A 22,748-nucleotide genomic window follows, 5' to 3' on the forward strand; every position below is an offset into this window, starting at 1 on the left:
GGGCGGGCCATTGCCCCTGAGCTACTGCACACCCGGCAGCAGCGTCCCTGGTTCGGCCGGGGCGACATCCGCGGCCTCTGTTTTCGGGTTGCGCCGCTGTCGCCTGGCCATCCAGTTGGCGAACCAGGAGAGCAGCATGCACATCCCGATGTAGATAGGCGAGATCACCATCACCACAGGGATGAACGGCAAATCGTAGTCGAGATTCGAGGCGATGAGCTTGCCCGCGTGGAGGAACTCCTCATAGGTGATCAGATAGCCGAGCGAGGTGTCCTTCAGAGTCACCACCAGCTGGCTGATGATCGTCGGCAACATGGCGCGAACTCCCTGTGGAACCAGGACATATGACATGACCTGGGTCTTGCGCATCCCCAGGGTGTACGCGGCCTCCCGCTGTCCACGGTCGACCGAGTTGACGCCGGCCCGGAACACCTCGGCGAGGACCGAGCCGTTGTAGAGCGTCAGTCCGGCCACCAGCGCGGGCAGCGGCTGCACCTTCAGCGCAACGAAGATGAAGAAGATCATCACCAGTACGGGCATGGCGCGGAAGAACTCGACCACCGCGGTGGCCACCCAGCGCACCGGCCGGTGGTCGGAGAGCCGGCCGGCGGCAAGGACTCCGCCGAGGGCGAGCGAGAGCACCGCAGCGTAGGCGAAGGCCATGAGTGTGTAGCCAAGTCCGCGCAGCAGCAGCTCCTGAATGCCCTTGTACTCGAACGGAGTCCACTTGGTCGCGGTGAACTGTCCGGTGTCGAAGAGCAGATAGACGATCCAGCCGAACAGCGCCACGACCAAGACAGTCGAGACGACACCGTAAGTGAGGTGGCGTTTGCGGGTGTTGGGGCCCGGGATGTCGTAGAGGGCGGTGGAATCGGTCATCGGGCGACTCCATAGCGCTTCTCCAGCACATTGAACAGCGCACTGATGGTCAGGGTGATGATCAGGTAGCCGACGGCGATCCAGACGAAGGTCCAGATGATGCTGTAGCCCAGCTCGCTGAGGGGTTTGTAGGTGCCGAGCAGCTCGGTGACGCTGAACGCGCCGGCGATCGCGGAGTTCTTGGCGAGCGCGATGAGCGTGGAGCCGATCGGCGGGATGACGCTCCTGAATGCCTGTGGCAGGACGACGTTGTTGAGGGTCTGGCCGAAGTTCATGCCCAGGCTGCGGGCCGCCTCGCCCTGTCCCTTGTGCACGGTGTTGATGCCGGCGCGCAGTGCCTCGCAGATGAACGCGGAGGTGTAGCAGCCCAGCGCGATCACCGCGAAGAGCTCGAAGGGCAGGACGAGTCCGAAGCGCGGCAGGCCGAGCAGAACGGCGAAGAAGAGCAGCGTCAGCGGGGTGTTGCGCAGCACGGTCACCCACACCGTGCCCAGCGCCCGGAGGGAGCGGACGGGCGCGATCCGGAAGGAGGCCATGATGAAGCCGAGGACCAGGGCGAGCAGCGAGGCATAGACCGTCAGCTTGACGGTGCCGAAGAAGCCCTTGGAGTACAGGGAGAAGTTGTCGATCAGTACGTACACGGTGTCCTCAGCTCGCCGGGTAGCGGTCGATCGGTGGCGGCTGTGGGGCCGGCACTCCGGAGAGGCCGAGTGTCGCCTCGTAGGCCTTCTTCCAGTTCCCGTTCTTCTCGTTGGCCTCGAGAGCGTCGTCGATGGCGAAGCGCAGGGCGTTGTCGCTGCGCGGGACACCGATGCCGTACGGCTCCTCGGAGAAGGGCTTGCCGACCACCTTGAGCTCTTCAGGCACCTTGGCCGCGTAGCCGGTGAGGATGGCGTCGTCGGTGGTGACGGCCTCGACCTGATAGGTCAGCAGGTTGTCCACGCAGATGGAGTAGGTGTCGTACGCGACGAGGTCGGCCTTCGGGTAGTCGGCCGCGATCCGCTGGTACGGCGTCGATCCGGCGGCCGAGCAGACGCGCTTGCCGGCCAGGTCCTGGGGGCCTTTGATGTCGTGCTCGTCGGCCCGTACGAGGAGGGACTGGCCGGCCAGGTAGTACGGGCCTGCGAAGCCGACGAGCTTCTTGCGGTTGTCGTTGATGGTGTAGGTGCCGACGTAGTAGTCGATCTGCCCGTTCTGCAGGGCGGTTTCACGGTTCGCCGAGGCGATCGTCATGAACTGGACGGTGTTCGGGTCGAAGCCCAGTGAGGCGGAGACCATTTTGGCGATTTCGATGTCGAACCCGGTGTAGCGCCCGCTCGCCGGGTCCTTCTCGCCCAGGTAGGGCTGGTCCTCCTTGGCGCCGACGACAAGATGGCCGCGCTTTCTGGCCTTGTTCCAGGTCGGTGAGTCGGGCAGCTGGAAGCCGGTGGCCACGGTGTACCGCGGCAGCCGGTCGGTCTGCGGGCCCTTGACGGGCGGGCTGCCCTCCTTTCCGCAGGCCGCGGTGGCGGCGACGGCCAGGACGAGCGCCAGCACCGCGAGAGCACGTCTCATACGTCTCGTACGCATCATGAGTCCTCACCCCCGTCAGTGCTTGAGGATCTTGGAGAGGAAGTCCTTGGCACGGTTGCTCTCGGGGTTGGTGAAGAAGTCCTCCGGGGTGCGGTCCTCGACGATGCGGCCGTCCGCCATGAAGACGACGCGGTTCGCGGCGGACCGGGCGAAGCCCATCTCGTGGGTGACGACGACCATGGTCATTCCGTCGCGGACGAGCTGCTGCATGACCTCAAGCACCTCGTTGATCATCTCCGGGTCGAGGGCCGAGGTCGGCTCGTCGAAGAGCATGACCTTGGGGTCCATGGCGAGCGCGCGGGCGATGGCCACGCGCTGCTGCTGGCCCCCGGAGAGCTGGGCCGGGTACTTCTCGGCCTGGTCGGCGAGGCCTACGCGTTGCAGGAGTTCGCGGGAGCGCCTGTCCGCCTCCTCCTTCTTGCGGCGGCGGACCTTGACGGGCGCGAGCGAGACATTGTCCAGCACGGTCTTGTGGGCGAAGAGATTGAAGGACTGGAAGACCATGCCCACGTCGGCGCGGAGCTTGGCGAGCGCGCGGCCCTCCTCGGGCAGCGGCTGACCGTCGATGCTGATGTGACCCGACTCGATCGTCTCGAGCCGGTTGACCGTACGGCAGAGTGTTGATTTGCCGGAGCCGGAGGGGCCGATGACCACAACAACCTCACCGCGTCCGACGGTGAGATCAATGTCCTGGAGAACGTGCAACTGTCCGTAGTGCTTGTTGACGTTACGCAGCTCGATCAACGGATCGACGGCCATACGTTGCCCCACCCACTCTCAGCTGTGTCGAGGTCAGCGCAAACTATCCAGCCCGATAAGAGACTTCGCACTCGACACGCATAAATGGTGCATAAGCCGTATTAAGTACGGCCGTCCATGATCGTCGCCGGGCCGGCGAGCCCGGTGCGACGTCAGGCTTCAGCCGCTTCCGCGTACACCTGGGAGAGCTCGGGCGCTCCATTGACCGCCCAGTCAAGACCCGCCTCCACCACTCCGATCTCGCGACCGGAGACGAGCCGCACCACGGGATGGCCGGCCGGCCAGATGTGCCAGGTCGCGCCGGGGACCGTACGGACGATCACGGTGCCGAGGTAGAGACCCGCGTCGTTGCCCAGCCAGGGCAGCTCCTCCGGGTCGTCGCGCCAGCGCGGAGGCAACTGGTCGAGGGCGGTCAACGAGGCCGGGGAGTCGTCCAGTTCGAGCCCGGCCTGCCCCGCTCGGACACGCAGCAGCTCACACTCGGAGAGCAGCTCGGCGATGGCCGCCGCTCTCTCCGGGTCGTTCTCGGCTCCGGCGGTGACCGCCATCTCCTCCAGGTCACCGCCGTGGCGCTTGAGCCAGTTGTCCAAGAAAGGGATGTTCATACTGCTCAGCCTCGCATCCCCGCTGCCGTACGCACCACAGGGCGCGCGTCAACCGCCGTCAGATGTCCAGATCGACAACAACAGGTGCGTGGTCCGAGGCACCCTTGCCCTTGCGCTGCTCGCGGTCGACATAGCTGTCCTTGACCGCCTTGGTGAAGGGTTCGTTGCCGTAGACAAGGTCGATACGCATGCCCTTGTTCTTGGGGAAGCGCAGCTCGCGATAGTCCCAGTAGGTGTACGGACGGTCGTACTTCAGCGGGCGGGGCATCACATCGGACAGCCCGGCCTCGCGCAGCGCGGCGAGCGCCGCACGCTCGGCCGGGGTGACATGCGTGGCTCCCTCGAAGAGCGCAGGGTCCCAGACGTCCTCGTCGGTCGGTGCGACATTGAAGTCGCCGAGGACCGCGAACGGACGCTCGCCCGCCGCGTCCTCGGCCACCGAGGCCTTCAGCGCCTCCAGCCAGCGCAGCTTGTAGGCGTAGTGGTCGTGGGCGATCTCGCGGCCGTTGGGCACATAGACCGACCAGACGCAGACGCCGTCGCAGGTCGCGGAGATCGCCCGCGGCTCCTGCGCACCCCCGTAGTCCGGTCCGCCGGGCAGGCCCTTGACGACTTCGTCCAGGCCGACCCGGGAGACCAGGGCCACGCCGTTCCACCTGCCGTTGGCGTTGACCGCGGAGTCGTAGCCGAGCTCTCGCAGCTCGTCGGCGGGGAACTGCTCCTCGGTGCACTTGGTCTCCTGGATGCACAGCACGTCCGTGCCGGTGCTCTCCAGCCAGGCCAGCAGCCGGGGCAGCCGAGCGGTGATCGAGTTGACGTTCCAGGTGGCGATGCGCATGCCCGACAGCCTATCCGGGGGGTCTGACAGTGAGCGGTGCGGCGGTCAGGGGGCAGCCAGGGGGCCGGTCAGGGCGTGGCAGTCAGGGTTGTGGCCGTCACAGATCGGTCGCCTCGCCCGGGGCCAGCCGGCCGTGCTCCGCGCCGCCCAGGGCACCGATCTGGCTGTCGTAGATGGGCCGCGCGAGATCGGTGAGCAGCGCGTCGTGGATGTCGATGGCGCGCTGCGGCTTCACTTCGCGTACGTAGTCGATGACCTCGGAGATCTTGTTCCAGGGGGCCTGTACCGGGATCATCAGCGTCTCGACCGGGTGGTCCGGGACGGTGAGCGCGTCGCCGGGGTGGAAGACCGAACCGTCCACCAGGAAGCCGACATTGGTGATCCGCGGGATGTCCGGGTGGATCACCGCGTGCAGCTCGCCGTGGACCTGTACGTCGAAGCCGGCCGCGCTGAAGGTGTCGCCGTGGCCGACCGTGTGGACGCGGCCCGGGAAGGCCGCCGAGATCTTCTCGGCGACGCTCCGCAGGGTCCAGATCCCGGCTGCCGGATTCGCCTCGAGGGCGGCGCGCAGCCGGTCCTCGTTGAAATGGTCGAGGTGCTCATGGGTGACCAGGATGACGTCCGCGCCGATGGCCGCGTCCTGTTCGCTGAAGGTGCCGGGATCGATGACGAGCGTCTGCCCGTCCTTCTCGAGCCGGATGCAGGCATGCGTCTTCTTCGTGAGCCTCATGCCCCCATCCTGCTACGCCTCGGGGGTGGTCTCCTGCTGGATCACGGCCTGGGCCACCTTGAAGGCGGAATTCGCCGCGGGGACGCCGCAGTACACGGCCGCGTGGATCAGGACCTCCCGGATCTCGGCGGGGGTCAGTCCGTTGCGCAGCGCGGCGCGGGTGTGGAAGGCCAGCTCGTCCAGATGTCCGCCCGCGACCAGTGCGGTCAGCGTCACCACGCTGCGGGTGCGTCTGTCCAGGCCCTCGCGGGTCCAGACCTCGCCCCAGGCGTAGCGGGTGATCAGCTCCTGGAAGTCGCCAGTGAAGTCGTCGGCCTCGGCCGACGCCCGGTCCACATGCGCGTCGCCGAGAACCTCGCGGCGCACCTTCATCCCGGCGATGTACGGGTCGGGGCGCCCTGTCCGCACGGCCTGCGGCTGCTCGGGCGAGGCCGCGGCGATCTCGGCGACGGGCGCCACGGGTGCGGAGATCGCGGGCGCGACCGGCGGCGCCGGAATGGCCGACAGCGTGTCCTGCCACGCCGTGGAGAAGTGGCGTTCGAGCAGATCGGTGACGGCGGCGGGCTGCTCGACGGGGGCGAGGTGGGAGGCACCCGGGACCAGCGCGAGCCGGGCGTCCGGAATCCCGGCGACCAGCGTGCGGGCCTCCGCGGGTCCGGTGACCTGGTCCTCGGAGCCGACCAGGACCAGCGTGGGGACGCCGACGAGGCCGAGTTCGCCGCGGACGTCGAAGGCCGCGAGCGCCTCGCAGGCGGCGATGTAGCAGCCGGGGTCGGTGGTGCGGACCATCTGGACGGCCCACTCGACGATCGCGGGCTGGGCGGAGGCGAAGCCCTGGGTGAACCAGCGCTCGGGCGCGGTGCGCGCCATCGGGTCCAGGCCATTGGTGCGGACGATCACACCACGCTGGCGGAACTCGTCGGCGGTGCCGAACCGGGGCGAGGCGGCGACCAGTGCGAGGGAGGCCACGCGCTGCGGTTGGCGCAGTGCCAGTTCGATGCCGATCGCGCCGCCGATGGAGCAGCCCGCGTAACCGAAGCGCTGGATGCCCAGCTCGTCAAGGGTCGCGAGCAGCCGGTCGGCGAGCTCGGCGACGGCGGTGGCGGGATGGGCGGGCGCGCCGCCGTGGCCGGGCAGGTCGAACCGGAACACCCGCCACCGGCGGGAGAGCTCGGTAATCTGCCGGTCCCACATGTGCCATGTGGTACCCAGTGAGGGACCCAAGATCAGGACCGGGGCGTCTTCTGGCCCGTCAAAGCGGTATTGCAGGGTGTTCATCGGTGTCTCACTCACCCGCCTGACCCTCTCATCTGTCACGAGATGTCACATCGCCGGGGGTGGACCCAGCGGGCCGTGTCCCGCTCCGGCGCTGCCGGACCTGCCGACGAGAGTGATCCACAACCAGCAGCCGGACTCCGAACCCACCTCAATCCTGCTGGCCATACGGCTCGGCAAGTCGTTCGGCTGGTAGTCCGCATGGCTCACGCTTGCCCCTCCACCGCAACCCCGTGCAGGGCATCCCAAGTGGTGGCGGCTCCGCGAAGATCCTCTACATCCGGCTTGACGTACCACCGCTTGGTCGTCTTGATATTTGTATGCCCGGCCCATCGCGCGAGGATGTGATCCGGGACACCGTTGTTGGCCAAGAAGGTGAAGCACGACGAGCGTGCGTCGTAGAGCCTGACGCGACGGAGCCCGAGAAGCTCCATAAGCCGGTACGCGCGCCGGCGAAGTTGCTTGATCGTGAAGGCATCGCCCGCCTCGTGCACCAGCACATAGCCGGACACCGTGTACGCCTCCCCCAGAGCGAGCCTCTCCTCGGCTTGGAGAGCCCGGAATGCTTTGAGGGCGCCCAGCACCAGAGCTGGCAGCGGCAGATCCCGCTCACCCGCAAGAGACTTGGTGTCCTTCTCCACCACGTACCGGTTACCCATCATCGTGCGCGTGTTGGCAATAACGATCGTGGCGTTCTCCAAGTCAACGTCTTCCCACCGGAGGCCGCAGACTTCAGCTGGACGAAGCCCCATCAGCGAAAGAAGGAGCGCAGCATAGAGACGCTCATCCCTAATGCCATGGATGAACTTCTGAACCTCCTGGACGTTCCAGGGCGGCACCTCCTCTTTCCCCTTCCGCTCTTCCTTGCGCGCCCTCCGGGGAATTGTCACGTGGGCAGCGACATTGACGTACAACAATCGCCGGGCAACAGCTCTCCCCAGCGCTTCCTTCAGCCGAGCGAGGCTCATATCCACACTCGTGACACTGAGCGACGTTCCGGCCCTTTTGCCACGCACACGGCCATGCGCCAGCACCCAGTCCCTCCACTCTTCCACGTGCTCTTCAGTAAGGTCCTGGAGGCGGATATTGCCGAGCCTCCCACGAACTCGGTCAAGGGTAATCCTGTAGTTGTAGATGGTGGTTTCTTCGAGGTCTTCCGCCTTCATGGCCAGCCATCGATCGAGCCACTCATTCACGGTGATCTTATTGGGCGGCACAAGCGACCCCTCATGCCGCCGATTAGTTATGTTCGCGTACTCAGCCCTAGCTTCCTTCAAGGAGTCGAAGGTGCGCCTCAACTGCTTACGCTTCCCAGTTTCAGGGTCGATTCCTACGTCGACAACAAATCGGTATCTAACCTTCCCCTTCGAGTTCGGCGGAAGCTTCTTGATGGGATCGGGCAGAACACTCACTCTCCTCGAACAGGCGGACATATCTCCACAACGGCGCCTAGGCGAACTGGCGGCACCATCCGCTACGGCTCCACCGCCAAGCACAGCCGCGTACGAACTCCCTCAATGGTCTGCACGATCCCCGGTTTCGGTAACCGGGGATCGTGGCCTATATTCCGCCCCGCATTCGAGGGCTACGAGGTCAGTCGGTAGGACCTGAGCGCGGGGTGCACGTCGTCTTCGACCAGGGCCACGAGCCCGTCCTCGGTGAGTCGGCTGAGGGTTACGGGTCACGACGCGTTCGGGGGCACCGGCGGCTTGGGCAATGCCACGGGTCTCAGCATCTGGGTGGGCCGCGACATGTGCGAGCACCATCAGGTCTTGGCGATACCCGCGTTGGGCCAGATCCTCGCCGAACAGGCCGGCCGCGCAAACGCAGAGGCACAGGGCTGTGGATAGGGCGTCGTAGTCGGCTTTCGTCTGAGCGGTCCATGCGTTGATGGCGCCGAGCGCGGGGAGGATCGGTGCGGTGACGCGGGCCGATCGAAGTGCGGATTTCGGCAGGTGGACCTCCTTGGTAGGGACCGTGGCGCGAGACAGGAGAGGGAGGACGATGCCGGAACGGTTGGCATCTGCACCGCATGGAGTGTCTCTGACCTGGTGTTTTCCGGGGAGGTTGTACGTTGACATGGTCACCGGGGTGGTTCCAGTCCCTTGGGGCTCTTTCTCGTCTGCCGTGGGCGAATACCCTGCCAACGCCCCGCGTGAGACGTGCGCCGCCCCGGACCTATCCGGGCGGGAGGAGCGTGCCGGCGCCCCCGTCACGAAGGCTCTGAGCGACCTTGTCGACCACGGCCTGGTCGCCTCCGGCCGGCTGGGCGAATTTGACGTTCACCGCCGTGCCGCCCTCGGGGGCGAACACGGAGGCGATGACGTGCACTTGGGTGCCGGCGTCGTCGTACGCGGCGTGCGCGGAGCAGGCGGTGCGGCAGCCACCTCCCAGCGCCCCGAGAACGCCCAGCTCGATGCGCAGCGGGCGCTGGGCGGCGGGGACGTTGGTGAGCTCCAGGAGCTGGACAGCGATCGAGTTGTCGGCACGGTGTTCGACGATTACCAACCCGGCACCTGTGGCGGCAGGAAAGCATCGGTGGGATGTATCGGGCGTGTGTCGTGCCACCTGCATGGCTCAGAGCTGCTGCCAGCGGGCCTGAACCGTGAAGGCGATCGCACTTCTGGGCATGGGCATGCAAAACACCGATTTCAAGCCAACGTCCGGCGCTCGGGGTCACACAGTCCCTGAGAGCCTGGATCACGGCCATCTCTCCTTCTTCTCATGGTCACTGGGACGGGACTGGTTGCCGAGAGTGCTCGGAAACCAGGCAAACTAGCGGAATAGGTGGCCCAAACAGATGCTGACGTGGAAAGGCGTGGACTGAGCTCATGAGCGGGAGCCCCACTCAGATTGGCCGCTATACGGTGGCTCGGGAGCTCGGCTCCGGCAGCATGGGCGAGGTATATCTCGCGTACTCCCCCGCGGGCTCCCGAGACGACTACCAAGACGTCACCGACACGGATAGCCGTCTGCTTGACGACACTGCGCTGCCCACCGAACGAGACGCCGAAGAGCTCTGGGGCGACTCAGGACGGCATGGCACCGTCGAGGTACTCCTGTACCGGCTCGAAGAGTCCGTAGGGCACATACTCCGGGATGTCACTGTGGGCGACCCAGGCAAGTTCGGCCAGCTCCTCGGTGTCTGCGACGTGAGCGGTTCCGCTCAGCATCTGGCAGGCGGTGTACGACATGAGGCGGCCCGTCTTCGGGTGAACGCGTTCGCCGAGCAGCTTGACCGCCGCCACGGTCAGCCCTGTCTCCTCCTCGGTCTCCCGTATGGCGGCGTCCTCGCGCTCCTCACCGGGCTCGACCTCGCCAGCCGGGAACTGCCAGGAGAGCTGTCCCTCACTCACCCGGCGGCGAACCCGATGGCGGCGGCGACACCTGGCCGCTCGTCCGTGTTCTGCTGCGTCACGTCTCCTCCTCCAAGACGGCCAGGATGGGTGGGAAGATCGTATCGACGGAGATGAAGCGGGGCACCGCGTTCCTGGGGACCCACATCACGTCGATGTTCTCGGCCGTGTCGCTGTTGGCGGACTCGTCGGCCAGGTACTCACAGAGGAAGTACTCGCACAGGACGCCGGTCGCTGCGTGCACGGCGGTTCCCGAGGTGCTTCCGTACCGCGCAGTGGACTCCTGTCGCGTCGCTTCGCGCATCGTGGTGGTCTCTGGTTCGTCAGCCGCTCACTCTCCGCATGTTGGAGCCGTTGCCGTTGTGTCCGATCCGAGTCGACCGACGCCGCAGGTAGTGGGAAGCATCGGGTCGTTCGTCTTGGACAGTCCTCCGCCGAAAGCGTCCACACCAAGACCCGCCCTGGCCACGGGGCTCGCGCTGCGGGGTACAGCGGGCACCTGCGTGACCAGGGCGGGGGCTTAACCTCGGCGGAAGAACCTGCTCTGGCCCCGGTGCTTGCCGGTTCTCCTGCCGGAGGTCGACTGTCCCACTGCGGCGGCTTCGCTCGGCCGGGTGGAACCGGCCTGGCGGCCCTCGTTGAAGAAGGACTGCCAGACCCGTTCCTGCAACTCGCCGATACAGGCGCCGCACGCGTACATCGGCGCTTGGGCCCCGGCGACTCTGGCGGGGCCGATCCACAGGACGCGCGTCCACCGCTGCCCGCAGTAGAGCCAGCAGAATCCGTCGACCCATTCGTTGCCGTCGTCGGTGGCCGCCGGTGCGAGCAGTCCTCCGCGGGCGAACTCGGCGATCCCGGGGATCACCCTGTGCTGTAAGGCGACTTCCGTCAGCATCGCTCGTCTGCCTCCGTGATCAACGGTCCTGGGCCGTAGGAGAAGCGTCCTCCTGCTTCTCGGCCTCGGAGAACAGGAGGGTGGGTTCGGCGAGGATGTCGCGGCCGGACTCGCTCTTGTAGATCTCGTCGACGCTGCCGAACCGGGCCTCGGAGTAGTCGAGGTCCAGCAGCTCGGCGGCCTGGCGCACCGACGCCTCGTCGGGACCCTCGATCTCCAGGAAGGTGGGAAGGTCCGGCCAGGTATCGAAGTCGAAGGCGACCTCGCCCAGGCGCCACTCCTCGCGGTAGTTCTCCTGGTACCGAACCTCGGTGAGGCCGACCCGGCGCAGGATGTCGGCCATGGCGTGCAGGTCCGTGACCTCGGTCTCGATCTCCTTGGTGCCGTCGATCGTCGTGGCGTCGGTGACCTGCTTGAGCGTGAGCGTCGAGCGGGTGCCCTCGTCACGCAGCCGAATCCAGGCCCCGCCGTCAAGGGAGTCGTTCTCGAAGATCTTGCGGGTGAGGAGCGTGCGGGGGAACGCCTGGACGGCACCGAGGGCGGTCAGCTTGGCCTGGAGGCCGGCGACGTCCACGGCCAGGAACTTCGCCTCGTACTCGTGCTTCATGGGGCCTTCTCTCAGAAGTGGTCGGTAAGGGTGGACGTCCGGGCCGCAAGCAGCAGGCCCATGCAGTGGGTGTGGTCGTGCAGCTGGCCGACGTGGGGCCGCTCGGTGAACTCGGTGGTGCGCAGGGTGAGCAGGACCTCCCAGTCGCCGAGGAAGTGGCGGTGAAGGCGCTCTGGGGAGGTGTAGTGCTCGATCATGTGGTGGCGTCTTTCGACGGGCATCATGAACTCCGCGCCGAACACGCCGCCCGGGCGGACCAGGCGCTGCATGCGGTCGACGAACTCGGCGAGCGGGCGGTGGTGGTTGGCACTGTAGTGCCACGAGCAGCTTGTCCAGACCGCCTCGCACTGCAGGCCCAGGGGGTCGCCGTCGAGGAAGTCGTCCTCAACGACCTGTACCCGTTCGTGGAGTTCTTCGAGCTTCAGTCGATCGATCAGGCCCAATGCGTGTGCCTGGCTGTCACCCGGGAGGTGGACGTCGCCCCCGTGGAGGGCGACCGCGTCGCGTTCGACGGCGACGACGTGGTAGCCGGCGGCGGCGAGGGGCAAGACGAACTTGCCGTCGCTCGCGCCGACTACCGCGACGGTGGCGTCAGGGGCGACACGTTCCCGCAACGTGGCGAGGAACTGCGGGAAGAATGTGAGGGTGTGCTCCCACAGGCTCTGTGTCTGCATGGGAGTGCGCTCCTTGCGTATCGGTATCCATGATCACGCGGAGGACCTCGTCGGGGCTGCGCCCCGTGGTGTCGACGCGATGCATCGGGAACGAGGCATAGGCGTCCGTCACCCGGTCCGTAACGGTCTCGATCAGTGAGTCCCACCGCGACGCCGGCTTGTTTCGTCCAGCGACGCGAAGCTGTCTTTCGTCGTTGTCGCAGACGAGGTGGTACGTGACGGGTGTCGGCAGCCAGCTCGGCAGGGTGAATCCGAGCCGGGCGCCCAGGGCCCGGTGGTTGGCAAGGCACCGGGCGAAGTAGCTCTCGACGACGACCGGGACGCCGGCGTCGAGATGGTGCTGGATCTCCTCGGCCGCTATGAACAGACCCGAAAGGTAGAGGCACATCCGTGCCTCGACGTTCGTCCGCTCGTCCACCGCCTGTCTGAGCGGCTGGTAGAGCAACGGGACGGTAGCGACGAGTACGGCCTGTCGGGCGGCGGCGAGCATCGGCGCCAGAGTGGACTTACCGGTGCCGCGTAATCCTTCTAGGCTCTCGAAACGCGGGTGATCAGGCACTGCCGTACACCACGTCCGGCACCGCGAGGGTGAGCTCGTCGGCGGACGAGGGCTTGTGGACGATGCGTCCTGCCGCCTTCTCGTACCAGAAGGCGTGCGCGTCCTTCCCCACGGCCTTGCAGGACATGGTCAACGCACCGCGTGGGTCGACCTCGATGCGGTCGATCTCGCGAGGACCGCTGGACGGTGCGCACACCTGCGGGGCGACGTGCTCGGAGAGGTCCTCGTCGACGATCACCTCCAAGGGCAGGTCGGCTGACGCCAGCTCTTCGCGGAGCCGGCCGTAGGCGGAGGGGGAGGTGACCAGCAGCTCGGGGTGATCGGCGGCGTTGCCGACCGGCCGCAGGTGGTGGAGCTTGAGTTGCCGGACCCCGAGCTGCGCCAAGACGCTCGCGAGGGGCAGGACTTCCTCAATGTTCCGCGAGGTAACGGTCATGGTCGCACCCGTCGGAACGCCGAGATCCCGCGCCAGACTGAGCGCGTTCAGGGCGCTCTGGTAGCTGCCCTGCCTTCGGATGCCGTCATTGGTCGACCCGACGCCCTCCAGCGAGACCCTGAGCAAGTCCAGGTAGGGAGCGATCTCGGTCAGGCGGCGCTCGATCCGGTACCCGTTGGAGCAGATTTCGACGCGCTGGCCCAATTCCTCCTTGGCGTGGCGGACGACCCGCGCGAGGTCCCGGTGGACGAACGGCTCTCCGCCGAGCAGGGTCACGGCCTCCGTGCCGTACTGGTCCCGCATCAGGGTGAGGAGATCCGTGGCTTCCTCGACGGTAAAGGCGTCGGCGTACTGGAGCCGCTTGCCGTGGAAGCAGTGCAGGCATGTGAAGTTGCAGCGGTAGATCAGCTGCAGGTACAGCATCCGGATCTTCCTGATCCCGGTGACTTCCTCGATCACATCGGCTCCTTCGGCTGATTGCCTGTTGGGAGCCTGATAGTGGCTTTCTGCTCGGGGACCTCGACACCGCGTTCAGGGACGGTCCGAGGACGTCCTGGGACGTTTTCAGTGACCTGCGAAGGACTCCAGGATGCCGAGGACACGGCTCGTGTCCGATAGGTCGGGTAGGACTTCGCCGGCGCCGGCGGCGGTCAGTTCCTCCGGGGTGTGGATGCCGGAGGCGACGGCGAGGAGGCCTGAGCCTGTGGCCAGAGCCGCTTCCACGTCACGAGGGGTGTCTCCGACGAGGACGGTGGGGATGTCGGCCGAAACACCATGAAGGCGCTGCGCGCGCTCGCGGGCTACAGCGACCAGATGGGGACGGAGTTCGGCGTCCGCTCCGTATGCGCCCACCGGTAGATCCAGCAGGGAGTCGAGGCCGAACGCAGCAAGCTTCACGCGAGCGTTGGCAGCGATGTTGCCGGTAAGTACGGAGGAGACCCAACCCTTCTGAGCAGAGGCGGCCTCCAGCGCCTCATGAACACCGGGCAGGGCAGTCCCGCGCCTGCGCAGCTCCTCCAGGCGCGCTTCCCCCGCCTGGGCGAGCGCGGTCTCGATGAAGTGCCAGTCGGGCACGGGCAGCCCTTCGCGGACGAACATGTCGCGCATGATCAGCCGATCCGTACGCCCCTCGGTACGCGCGGGCTCCGTGGGCTCGCGTCCCGAGAGGGCACCGAAGGCAGCAGCGTAGATCTCCTTGCTGACCCCTGCGTTCTCGATGAGGGTGTGGTCGATGTCCCACAGGACGAAGAGCTCCATGCCGCCAGAGTAGGCAGTCGGCGGGGTTCCACTTCAGCGGACTGCGTCCCAAAACGTCCTTGCGCGATCACGCGGTGTGCCGATTCGATAGCTGCTGTGAACAACCGACTGCGCACTGTGCTCGGCCAACGCGGCGTTTCGCCCGATGCGCTTGCCGAGGTCTGCGAGGTAGACCCCAAGACGGTCAGCCGATGGCTGGGCGGACGGATTCCCCATGCCCGGCACCGTTTCCGCGTCGCGCGACACCTGCGCGTCGAAGAGACTTTCCTCTGGCCTGAGCCGTCCAAGCGCCCAGGCCGGCCGAGGGACGGGTTAGGCACCGAGCTGGTCGGCACCTACCAGAACCGGGCCAGCGTGCCCCGGGACGTGTGGCTCGCACTGCTGCGAGAGGCCCGGCACGAGATCGGCGTCCTCGTCTTCTCCGGCACCTTCTTCGCCCAGTCCAACCCCCACGTCGCCAAGATGCTCTCCGAACGTGCCGCCGAGGGAGTGCGGGTGCGCCTGTGCTTCGGCGATCCGGACGGGCAGGCAGCCGCTATCCGGGGTCGTGAGGAGGGAATCGGCGACACCCTCGCCGCCAAGATCCGCGCCTCACTGACGTACTACCGTCCGCTGCTGGGCGAGGCCGGGTGCGGCGTACGACTCCACGACACCACCCTCTACACGTCCATGTTCCGCTACGACGACAACCTGCTCGTCAACCCACACATCTGGGGTCAACCGGCAAGCGCCAACCCCCTTCTGCACCTCAAGAGGGCAGGCGATACAGGGTGGTTCGACAACTACGCTGAAAGCTTCGACGCCGTCTGGGCCGCTGCGAGGCAATGGGCACCCGACCAGGAGAGGACCGCTGACCATGGGCAGGACTGAGTACTACAACGACCCCTCTGCTCCGAAGGCGAACACCCTCATCCCGGCCAGCAACCTGCTCGTCTCCGACGAGACGGGCGCCATCCTCCTCCAGCGTCGCCGCGACACCGGCCAGTGGGCCCTCCCCGGCGGAGCCCAGGACATCGGCGAGACCGCGGCCGAGTGCGCGGTGCGCGAGTGTCTGGAGGAGACCGGCATCATCGCGGAGCTCACCGGATTCCTCGGCGTCTATACCAACCCGAACCACATCGTCGCCTACACCGACGGCGAGATTCGCCAGCAGTACGAGAACACCTACATCGGCCGCCCCGTCGGCGGAGCGCCCACGATCAACGACGAGGCCGACGGCGTCCGCTTCGTCCAGCCGGCCGACCTCGACCAGTACGACATTCACCCGAGCATGCGCCAGCAGATCGGGGACTACCTCGCCGGCACCTACCCCTACCTCGGCTGAGCCGCCACGGCGGCTTCCACTCGCTCTACGGCGGCAAAGATCTCCGGTGCCGCCCGACGGATGAACCGCCCGACCACGCTGTCGTCCCCGTAGCGGCTGACGATCTCCGCGACCCGGTCCTGCGCGGTGGTCCGGCCCCCGTCGGGCGTCGTGGTCATGTCGCAGTACACGAGGGCGTCCACCAGCAGCGGGTGGTCCAGCAAGGGGAACTCGGTGGACAACTCCTCCCGTAGACCCCGCTCCTCGGCCTCCAGGAGCGCGAACGAATGGTTGGCTACCAGTCGCACCAGCCGCTCCTCGGCCCCATGCTCGTCGCGAAGGAACCGGGCCCCGTCCAGCGGATGGAAACCGGTCACTGCGAGCCGGGGTGCATACCCGACGTCATGAAGCGTGGCAGCGGCAAGGAGCAGGTCAGCGTCTACGCCGAGAACCTGACGCACTTTAATCGCGCGTTCAGCCACTCCTTGTGTGTGTGCCCACCGCCGTGGAAGCGGACTGCCGAGTTCGGCTTCCGCTACTTCCATCGCCCACTCACCGAACATGTCATCCATGTCGTGGTTCGTGCCCAGGGCGCGTTTTGCTCAAGCCTTACGGGACTGCTGCAGGGGCGGTTGACACCTGACCTGGCTGGCTGAGAGGCGGGCTGGAAGGATGTCGCAATGCCCAAGCCGTATCCGAAGGAGTTCCGCGAGGACGTCGTTCAGTAGTTCTCCCGTACGTACTCGTACGTTCGGTCAAACAGTTCGCCCTTGATGGGCAAGCTGTACTCCTTCAGGACGGAACGCAGCTCGCGGCGGACGCGTTTGTCGCCCGCGTCGCTCGCGCTCCAACCGGCATAGGCGACCTCGACGACGATCGAGTCGATCCGGGAGGCTATGTCAGGGACGATCTTGTGCAGCCCGGGCGGTGTGTTCTCCGCGACGATCTGAGTGAGCGCCCCACGCTTCGGATCGGCCAGCCGGTCGAGCGCTCCCTGGTCGCCCTGTTCCGCTGCCCGGTCTGCGGCGACCACATCCTGAGCGATCTTCAGAGCTTCCTCGAGGAAGGCCAGCGAGTCCTCGACGTTCTCGATCGCCTTGGCACGAAGCTTCTCGATCCGCTCCGCCAGCGACCGATACGCCGGGCTCTCGGTATCGGCGAGCCGACGCCTGAGGCGCGCCTCGATGGAGTCGAGGACCTCCTGATACACGTCATCGGCTTTCGACTCCGGCGTCTGCTGCTTGGAAAGCTTCAGCTGCTCGGCGATCTTCTTCACCAGCGCCAGACCGGCAGCGTCGAGCGTGACTGTCTTCGACGGCATCGACCTAACGCCCACATCGGTCATGTGACCGTGAATGAGGTCAGTGGTCTTCGCGCCGAGACGTGCCCAGAGGAACGTCTTGGAGACGTCCTTGGGCCGGATCGACTCGTACACCTTCGCGAGCCAGAAGTACTGCCCCTTGAATGGCCGGAGCATCGGGTGCGGGTCGAGGAACTCCCACACCGTCTGCAGCGCGACGTAGGTCTCGATGAACTCGGTGCGCTGCGCGCCGCCCTCGGGGATCCGCTCGTGGGCCTCGGCGAGCGACTCGAACGAGGAGTCACTGGTGTCGATGCCGTCGAACAGATGGAGCAGACGCGTGAGGTCGGCGACGAATTTCCCCGCCAGCTTTGAGGCGTCGGTGACGTTGAGCTCGTCCTCTTCGTCGTCCTTCACCTTCGGGCCGGCAACTGCCTTGCCGATGGCCCTCGCGAGCCCGATGTAGTCGACGACCCGCCCGAAGTCCTTGCGCTGACCGGTGACAGGATTCTTCCACGGACGGTTGGGCCGCGTGATCGTCTGGAACAGGTTCGTGTCCTTAGCGGGCTTGTCGAGATACAGCACCCCCTCGATGGGAGCGTTGAAGCCGGTCATCCACTTCGCGGTGACAACGATGAACGACATCGGGTCATCGACCTTCTTGAAGCGGCGCTTAAGCGCCTCCTCCTGCTCCGGCGTGAGCAGGTGCTTCTTGTGCTCCTTAGGGGTCTCCTTGCTGTCGGCGACGTGCATCACCACACCGACCTCACGGAGTCGTCCATCCGGCATGACTGCAGCACGGCGCTCCAGCTCGGCCTCGATGGCCCTGGTGTACGCGATCACAAGGCGCTGGTTGTAGGCCACGACCTGAGCCTTCTGCCCCAGAGGCGCGACATAGGTAAGGAAGTGGTCGACGATGTCGGCACACACAGCAGCCACGCGCTCGGGGTTGGAGAGGATCGTCTCGATGTGAGAAGCCTTCCCCGACAGGAAGACCTTCTCCTCCTCGTCCAGGCCCTCCTCCGTGGCCAGCTCGTCGAATGCCTCGTCCAAGGCTTCCTTGTCGAGGTTGAACCCGACAGACCGGCCCTCCACGATCACTGGCTTGGTGAACCCATCGGCGATGGATTGCTCCGGCGTATACCGCGACATCACAAAGTCCGGGTCGTCAGGGTCGCCGAACAGCTTGAACGTCGAACGGTCCTTGTCCTCGATCGCAGTACCCGTCGCACCGAAGAACTTCGCGTTCGGCACCGCCGCACGCCACGCATCGCCGAACTTCCCCTCCTGCGAGCGGTGCGCCTCGTCAACGAGGACCACGATGTTCGACCGGTTGTTCAGATGGCCGGCCTCAGCGAACTTGTGCACCGTCGTGATGACCACACCGGGCTCACCGCTACGCAGCAGAGTGTGCAGCTCCCGCCGGTTGCGGGGCACCGACATCCGCGGCATGCCGGCAGTCTCGAACATCTCCGCCGTCTGCCGGACCAGATCCTTACGGTCGGCGATCACGATGACCGTCGGCGCGCTCCCGAACTTCCCCGTCACCGCGTCATCGCGCAGCAAACGGGCTGCGGCGAACGCCATGAGTTCAGTCTTGCCCGATCCCTGGTGATGCCAGATCAGTCCGCCAGGACGGCCTGCGAGCACCTTGGCCTGGATCGCCAGAGCCGCCTCGAACTGCGGGTAACGAGGCAAGAACTTGATGTCGACCTCGGAGGCGTCCCGAGCGTGCCGGTACATCACCAGGTCCTTGAGGATCGGCAGGATCGTCTCCGGCCGCAGCAGCAAGCGCGCGGACCGCTCGACTCGAGCCGGGCCCGTGACGGTTTTTGGGTCGTCCTCAGTGGACCCCCACGGGGCCCAGATCTCGGAGTCGGGGTCCGGGACCGCGCGGATCGGAGCCATCCGGAACTCCAGGCCCTCGGTGGCGACGTTGAAGACGTTCGTCGCGAAGAAGTTCGGGTACTCCTCCTCGTACACGTCGTAAAGGTCCTTCGCGGCGTTGACCCATGAGACCTGATGCTTCACAGGCGTCTTGGTCTCGGCAACGACCAGCGGGAACCCGTTGACGTAGTAGACGACGTCGAACCGGCGCGGTTTGGTCGCACCGTTGACGGTGACCTCGTCAGCGACGGTGAAGCGGTTGTTGTTGAGGTCTTTGAAGTCGATCAGCCGACGAGGCACATGCCTACCGTCGATCGTCGTGAATGAGTGGTCGCCACGAAGCATCACGGTCAGCCGCTCGTTGGCCGCAACGAGACCGTTGTGCGCATCGAGGACAGCCTGATTGAGCTCATGCAGAACGAGGTCCGCCGACTCGGGGTCGTCGACCAGCTCCGGGTTCAGCGCGAGCAAGGCTTCGCGTGCCCAGTCCTCGACGATGACGTCATGCTCATCGCGCGGTAATCCTTCCCCTTGGAGACGCTCCCAGCCGGCCTCCTCCGCCCACTCGAGCAGTGAACGCTGGATCGTGCTCGCTTCTGTCCAACCCATGTCAGGAAACCTCCTCGAGCAGAGCGTCATAGGACTCGGGAATCTCGATCTCCTGGTTCAGGAGAGAGGTCAGAAGGGCCGAGCGGAACGCCCTGAGTTGAGCGAGTTCTGAATGGGCGGCAGCGCTCTCGGAAAGGAAGCCGTCCAAGACTGTTGCAACCGCCCGCTGCTCGTCGACCGGCGAGGAAGGGATACTGAACGTCTCCAACTGAGCCTTCGTAAGAGCTTGCCGAGTGGTGCCGGAACCGGACATGACATCGAGGGCAGCCTTCAGATCCGAACGTCTGAGCACGTGAGCGAGGTACGACGGCTCGAGGACATCTCGATTGCATCGCAAGATTGCGACGTGCTGGTTCACCCGTGCAGGTAGTGCTTCGTCCGGCACAATTGCGACCCGGTTGACTGAGGCTCCCGTGATGTTGATGAGGACATCGCTCGATTCCAGAGCTACGTTGTCGAGCAAGCGAGCTTGGTCGTCAAGGATCTTCGCCAAGCCATTCCACTCGAACCGACCGTCGTACACGTTCTGGGAGCGGATCAGTGAAACGCCCTCTATCGCGTACGCGGCTTCACCTCCACGTGGGGTAGCTCCGCTACCGATTTTGGTCGTCAACATCTTCAACGGGACTTCAGGGCCATTCATTGCCGTGAGTAGCGAATCACGAGTTGCCTTGAGGGCCATCTCCGCCGCCACCGTCTCAATCGCCAGCCTTTGGACCAACGCATCGACCGCGACCACGACGTCAACGATGCGGCGCTGCTCCGACAAGGAGGGGAGAGCAAGTTCCATCGTCAAAAAGTCAGCAGGCTTGACTCGTTCACGCCTGCCACCCATGCCGGTCGACAACGCCTGCAGTTGCTCCCACAGTTGTTTTGTGGTGGTAAGGAGTCGGAAGTATTCGGGAAGCATTCGCTCACCGCACGTGAATGTCGGAAACTCTTGCGACGCGTAAACCTCGCCAAGATCGTTCGGAGCAACGGTGATCGCCCCTTCGAACGCCTTCAAGCGGCTGTAGACGATCTGGTTTGGACGGATGCGATTCAGCGTCTTGTATGAGGTCTCACTGCCAGTGATCGGTTCCCGAAACAACAGGCCCCGACCGCGGTTCAAGACACCGACGATGTCATAGGAGGTCGTCGCCGTGACCGGGACCGCGTCGACGTCCAGCGCGATGACCTCGTCGAGCCGGACCCCCTCCCACTCACTCACTGGGCACCCCGAACACGCTCAGGTCGACTCCTGCCGCTGCGAGCCGCTCGAACATGACAGCCTCGGTATTCATCCGGTGTTGGCGAGCATCGGCATACGCGACGAGCGCTGCACCCAGATCGGCAGTCTCCTCGGCAGCAACCTTGATGTAGCGGCCGATGTTCAAGTCGAAGCCGTTCTGCTCGATCTCCTCGAACGGCACCAGCCGGACGTTCGCCCCACCCTCACCGTCCGGGTCGTTGCCTGTCTGGTACGCCTCGATGAGAGCCCTGACGTCAGCCTCGGACATACGGTTCTGCTTCTTGCCCTTGACGAACCGGGCCGAGCCGTCGATGAAGAGGACGTGCTCCTTGCGTTCGACAGGCTTCTGATCACGGAAGATCAGCAGGCACGCCGGGATCGAGGTCGAGTAGAAGAGGTTGGGCGGCAGCCCGACAACGGCTTCCAGAAGGTTTTTCTCGATGAGGCCCTGGCGGATATTCGCCTCCGCGCCTCCGCGGAACAGCACGCCGTGAGGCATCACCACACCGACGCGGCCGGATCCAGGCTTCATCGACGAGACCATGTGCTGGACGAAGGCGTAGTCGCCGTTCTTCGCCGGCGGAACGCCGCAGATGGCTCGCGGGTCCGAGGACCAGCGGTCCGCTCCCCAATTCGCCAGCGAGAAGGGCGGGTTGGCGATCACGGTGTCGAACTGGCGGACGGCACCGCTGGGGGCCTTGAACGCTGGAGCGCGGAGGGTGTCTCCGCGCTTGATGTCGAAGTCCTCGATCTCGTGCAGGAACAAGTTCATCCGGGCGATAGAGGCCGTCGTCAGGTTGATCTCCTGGCCGTACGCCCTGAGCGTGCGGTGATCCTTGCCGGACTCGCGCAGCTGGTTGATCGTCGCGACAAGCATCCCGCCGGAGCCGCAGGACGGGTCGTAGACGGACTCGCCCGGCTCAGGCTGGAGGATCCCGACGAGCAGGTTCACGACCTCACGGGGCGTGAAGAACTCGCCGGCCTTTTTGCCCGACTCGTCGGCGAAGTTCTTTAGCAAGTACTCGTAGCCCGCGCCGAGCAGGTCATGCGAGACCGTCGACGGGTCGAGCCTGATCTTGTTGAACGCTCGGATGAGCCCCAGCAGGGCCGACTCCGGGATCCGCTCCTGGTTGCCCCACGAGGCGTCGCCGAAGACGCCGGCGAGCGAGCGGGGGTTGGCCATTTCGATTCGCTGGAAGGTTTTCGCGATCTCCGCACCGAGGTTGGTGAACTTCTCGGTGACCTCGCTCCATAGCGTGCCCTCGGGCAGCTCGAACCGGTGAAAGTCGGCCTCGATCTCGTCGTCGAGGTCGTCGCCGTAGGCATCGAACGCCGCGTCGTGCTCGTGGACCCAGGTGTCGCTGATCCACTTCCAGAACAGCATCGGGAAGACGTAGGTCTTGAAGTCAGCCGGGTCGACGGGGCCGCGGAGCGCGTTCGCGGCGTCCCACAGCCGTGATTCGAGCTCGTGCTGGGTGATCGTCACAGAGATGAGGTCCTTCGTTGAAGACGGTACCCCGATTATGGAGGAGGGCACTGACATTTCGGGAGTCCGGTACGGCAGGCAACAACGACCTGTAGACGATGACCAGCACCCACAGTCCGGAACCGAGCGTGATCGCGGACAAACTGAGAGTTCACCTCTGCGTCTCCGCGTCCGAGTCACAGAGTATGAGACGGGCCCTTCTCCTCGGAGCTGAACATGAAGGCTCAAGAAGGAGGCCGAAGAGCCGCAGGGTGGCCCATTTGCTGAGCTCGGGTAGGCCCTCACCAGGCTGGCACCGCGTGAGCGATGCGTGAGCGGACGGGTTGGCACCCTGGTGGACCAGGCGGCATGGCGGTCACGGCTATGGGCTTCTGATCAGCGAAAACAGGATTCTGTGGCACGGTCCCGCACAGTCCAGGATGATCTTGCAGGCCCTCGTAATGCGTAGGTATCGGGTTCGAATCCCGGAGGCGGCTCCGGAAAGGCCCAG

General features: G+C 65.6%; 22 protein-coding genes and 2 pseudogenes. 2 read left to right on the forward strand and 22 right to left on the reverse strand.

Annotation, left to right across the window (positions count from 1 at the left end):
- Positions 1-21 precede the first annotated feature (21 nt).
- The 18 genes and pseudogenes from ACFWDI_RS25970 to ACFWDI_RS26055 all read right to left on the reverse strand — a co-directional run bounded on the left by ACFWDI_RS25970 (position 22) and on the right by ACFWDI_RS26055 (position 14,442).
- Positions 22-879 (reverse strand): amino acid ABC transporter permease, encoded by an 858-nt coding sequence (locus ACFWDI_RS25970; protein WP_385307242.1) that lies wholly within the window; start codon positions 877-879, stop codon positions 22-24.
- Positions 876-1,520, reverse strand: coding sequence for an amino acid ABC transporter permease (locus ACFWDI_RS25975; protein WP_385307244.1), 645 nt, complete (start codon positions 1,518-1,520; stop codon positions 876-878). The genes ACFWDI_RS25970 and ACFWDI_RS25975 overlap by 4 nt, the downstream gene beginning before the upstream one ends.
- 7 nt (positions 1,521-1,527) lie before the next feature.
- Complete coding sequence (locus ACFWDI_RS25980; protein WP_385307246.1) at positions 1,528-2,451, reverse strand: glutamate ABC transporter substrate-binding protein; 924 nt, start codon at positions 2,449-2,451, stop codon at positions 1,528-1,530.
- A 15-nt stretch (positions 2,452-2,466) separates the two neighbouring features.
- Positions 2,467-3,210 carry an amino acid ABC transporter ATP-binding protein gene (locus ACFWDI_RS25985; RefSeq protein WP_327326900.1) on the reverse strand — a complete coding sequence of 248 codons (744 nt, stop codon included), beginning with the start codon at positions 3,208-3,210 and terminating at the stop codon, positions 2,467-2,469.
- A 152-nt stretch (positions 3,211-3,362) separates the two neighbouring features.
- Positions 3,363-3,815, reverse strand: a complete 453-nt coding sequence (locus ACFWDI_RS25990; RefSeq protein ID WP_327326899.1) for a DUF6278 family protein — start codon at positions 3,813-3,815, stop codon at positions 3,363-3,365.
- Positions 3,816-3,873: 58 nt separating this feature from the next.
- On the reverse strand, positions 3,874-4,653 hold the full coding sequence (locus ACFWDI_RS25995) for an exodeoxyribonuclease III (protein ID WP_385307249.1): 780 nt from the start codon (positions 4,651-4,653) through the stop codon (positions 3,874-3,876).
- Positions 4,654-4,750: 97 nt separating this feature from the next.
- On the reverse strand, positions 4,751-5,383 hold the full coding sequence (locus ACFWDI_RS26000) for an MBL fold metallo-hydrolase (protein WP_385307251.1): 633 nt from the start codon (positions 5,381-5,383) through the stop codon (positions 4,751-4,753).
- 12 nt (positions 5,384-5,395) lie between these two features.
- On the reverse strand, positions 5,396-6,661 hold the full coding sequence (gene pcaC, locus ACFWDI_RS26005) for a 4-carboxymuconolactone decarboxylase (RefSeq protein WP_385307253.1): 1,266 nt from the start codon (positions 6,659-6,661) through the stop codon (positions 5,396-5,398).
- Positions 6,662-6,864: 203 nt separating this feature from the next.
- Entirely contained in the window at positions 6,865-8,070 is a 1,206-nt protein-coding gene (locus ACFWDI_RS26010; protein WP_385307255.1) for a tyrosine-type recombinase/integrase, read from the reverse strand.
- A 766-nt stretch (positions 8,071-8,836) separates the two neighbouring features.
- Positions 8,837-9,166, reverse strand: coding sequence for a hypothetical protein (locus ACFWDI_RS26015; RefSeq protein WP_385307257.1), 330 nt, complete (start codon positions 9,164-9,166; stop codon positions 8,837-8,839).
- A gap of 521 nt (positions 9,167-9,687) precedes the next feature.
- Positions 9,688-10,076, reverse strand: a pseudogene (locus ACFWDI_RS26020) (NUDIX hydrolase).
- Positions 10,073-10,307, reverse strand: a pseudogene (locus ACFWDI_RS26025) (NUDIX hydrolase); the annotation flags it as partial. The pseudogenes ACFWDI_RS26025 and ACFWDI_RS26020, both read right to left, overlap by 4 nt.
- Positions 10,308-10,534: 227 nt before the next feature.
- Positions 10,535-10,909: a hypothetical protein gene (locus ACFWDI_RS26030; protein ID WP_385307259.1), complete on the reverse strand. Its 375-nt coding sequence runs from the start codon at positions 10,907-10,909 to the stop codon at positions 10,535-10,537.
- Positions 10,910-10,928: 19 nt separating this feature from the next.
- Positions 10,929-11,516: a class IV adenylate cyclase gene (locus ACFWDI_RS26035; protein WP_385307261.1), complete on the reverse strand. Its 588-nt coding sequence runs from the start codon at positions 11,514-11,516 to the stop codon at positions 10,929-10,931.
- An 11-nt stretch (positions 11,517-11,527) separates the two neighbouring features.
- A complete protein-coding gene (locus tag ACFWDI_RS26040) occupies positions 11,528-12,190 on the reverse strand; it encodes a class I SAM-dependent methyltransferase (protein WP_385307263.1) in 663 nt (220 codons plus the stop codon).
- Complete coding sequence (locus ACFWDI_RS26045; protein WP_385307265.1) at positions 12,108-12,680, reverse strand: hypothetical protein; 573 nt, start codon at positions 12,678-12,680, stop codon at positions 12,108-12,110. Before ACFWDI_RS26045 ends, ACFWDI_RS26040 begins: the two co-directional genes overlap by 83 nt.
- 61 nt (positions 12,681-12,741) lie before the next feature.
- Positions 12,742-13,644, reverse strand: a complete 903-nt coding sequence (locus ACFWDI_RS26050) for a radical SAM protein (protein WP_385307267.1) — start codon at positions 13,642-13,644, stop codon at positions 12,742-12,744.
- A 105-nt stretch (positions 13,645-13,749) separates the two neighbouring features.
- Positions 13,750-14,442 carry an HAD family hydrolase gene (locus ACFWDI_RS26055; RefSeq protein WP_385307269.1) on the reverse strand — a complete coding sequence of 231 codons (693 nt, stop codon included), beginning with the start codon at positions 14,440-14,442 and terminating at the stop codon, positions 13,750-13,752.
- A 96-nt stretch (positions 14,443-14,538) separates the two neighbouring features.
- Between ACFWDI_RS26055 and ACFWDI_RS26060 the strand changes: the two genes are divergently transcribed.
- Positions 14,539-15,312 (forward strand): helix-turn-helix transcriptional regulator, encoded by a 774-nt coding sequence (locus tag ACFWDI_RS26060; RefSeq protein WP_385307271.1) that lies wholly within the window; start codon positions 14,539-14,541, stop codon positions 15,310-15,312.
- Complete coding sequence (locus ACFWDI_RS26065) at positions 15,299-15,766, forward strand: NUDIX hydrolase (protein WP_385307273.1); 468 nt, start codon at positions 15,299-15,301, stop codon at positions 15,764-15,766. Before ACFWDI_RS26060 ends, ACFWDI_RS26065 begins: the two co-directional genes overlap by 14 nt.
- On the opposite strand, the gene ACFWDI_RS26070 is transcribed toward ACFWDI_RS26065, so the two are convergent.
- From ACFWDI_RS26070 to ACFWDI_RS26085, 4 genes are all read right to left on the reverse strand, one after another.
- Positions 15,754-16,308: an HD domain-containing protein gene (locus ACFWDI_RS26070; RefSeq protein ID WP_385307336.1), complete on the reverse strand. Its 555-nt coding sequence runs from the start codon at positions 16,306-16,308 to the stop codon at positions 15,754-15,756. The two genes, ACFWDI_RS26065 and ACFWDI_RS26070, sit on opposite strands and share 13 nt — an antisense overlap.
- 158 nt (positions 16,309-16,466) lie before the next feature.
- The gene (locus ACFWDI_RS26075; RefSeq protein ID WP_385307275.1) at positions 16,467-19,541 is read right to left on the reverse strand and encodes a type I restriction endonuclease subunit R; all 3,075 of its coding nucleotides are present in this window, start codon (positions 19,539-19,541) and stop codon (positions 16,467-16,469) included.
- Between the two features lies 1 nt (position 19,542).
- Positions 19,543-20,751: a restriction endonuclease subunit S gene (locus tag ACFWDI_RS26080; protein ID WP_385307277.1), complete on the reverse strand. Its 1,209-nt coding sequence runs from the start codon at positions 20,749-20,751 to the stop codon at positions 19,543-19,545.
- The gene (locus tag ACFWDI_RS26085) at positions 20,744-22,258 is read right to left on the reverse strand and encodes an N-6 DNA methylase (protein WP_385307279.1); all 1,515 of its coding nucleotides are present in this window, start codon (positions 22,256-22,258) and stop codon (positions 20,744-20,746) included. The genes ACFWDI_RS26080 and ACFWDI_RS26085 overlap by 8 nt, the downstream gene beginning before the upstream one ends.
- Between the last annotated feature and the right edge of the window lie 490 nt (positions 22,259-22,748).

Origin of the sequence: Streptomyces sp. NPDC060064 (genome assembly GCF_042736455.1) — a bacterium.
Taxonomy (GTDB): domain Bacteria; phylum Actinomycetota; class Actinomycetes; order Streptomycetales; family Streptomycetaceae; genus Streptomyces.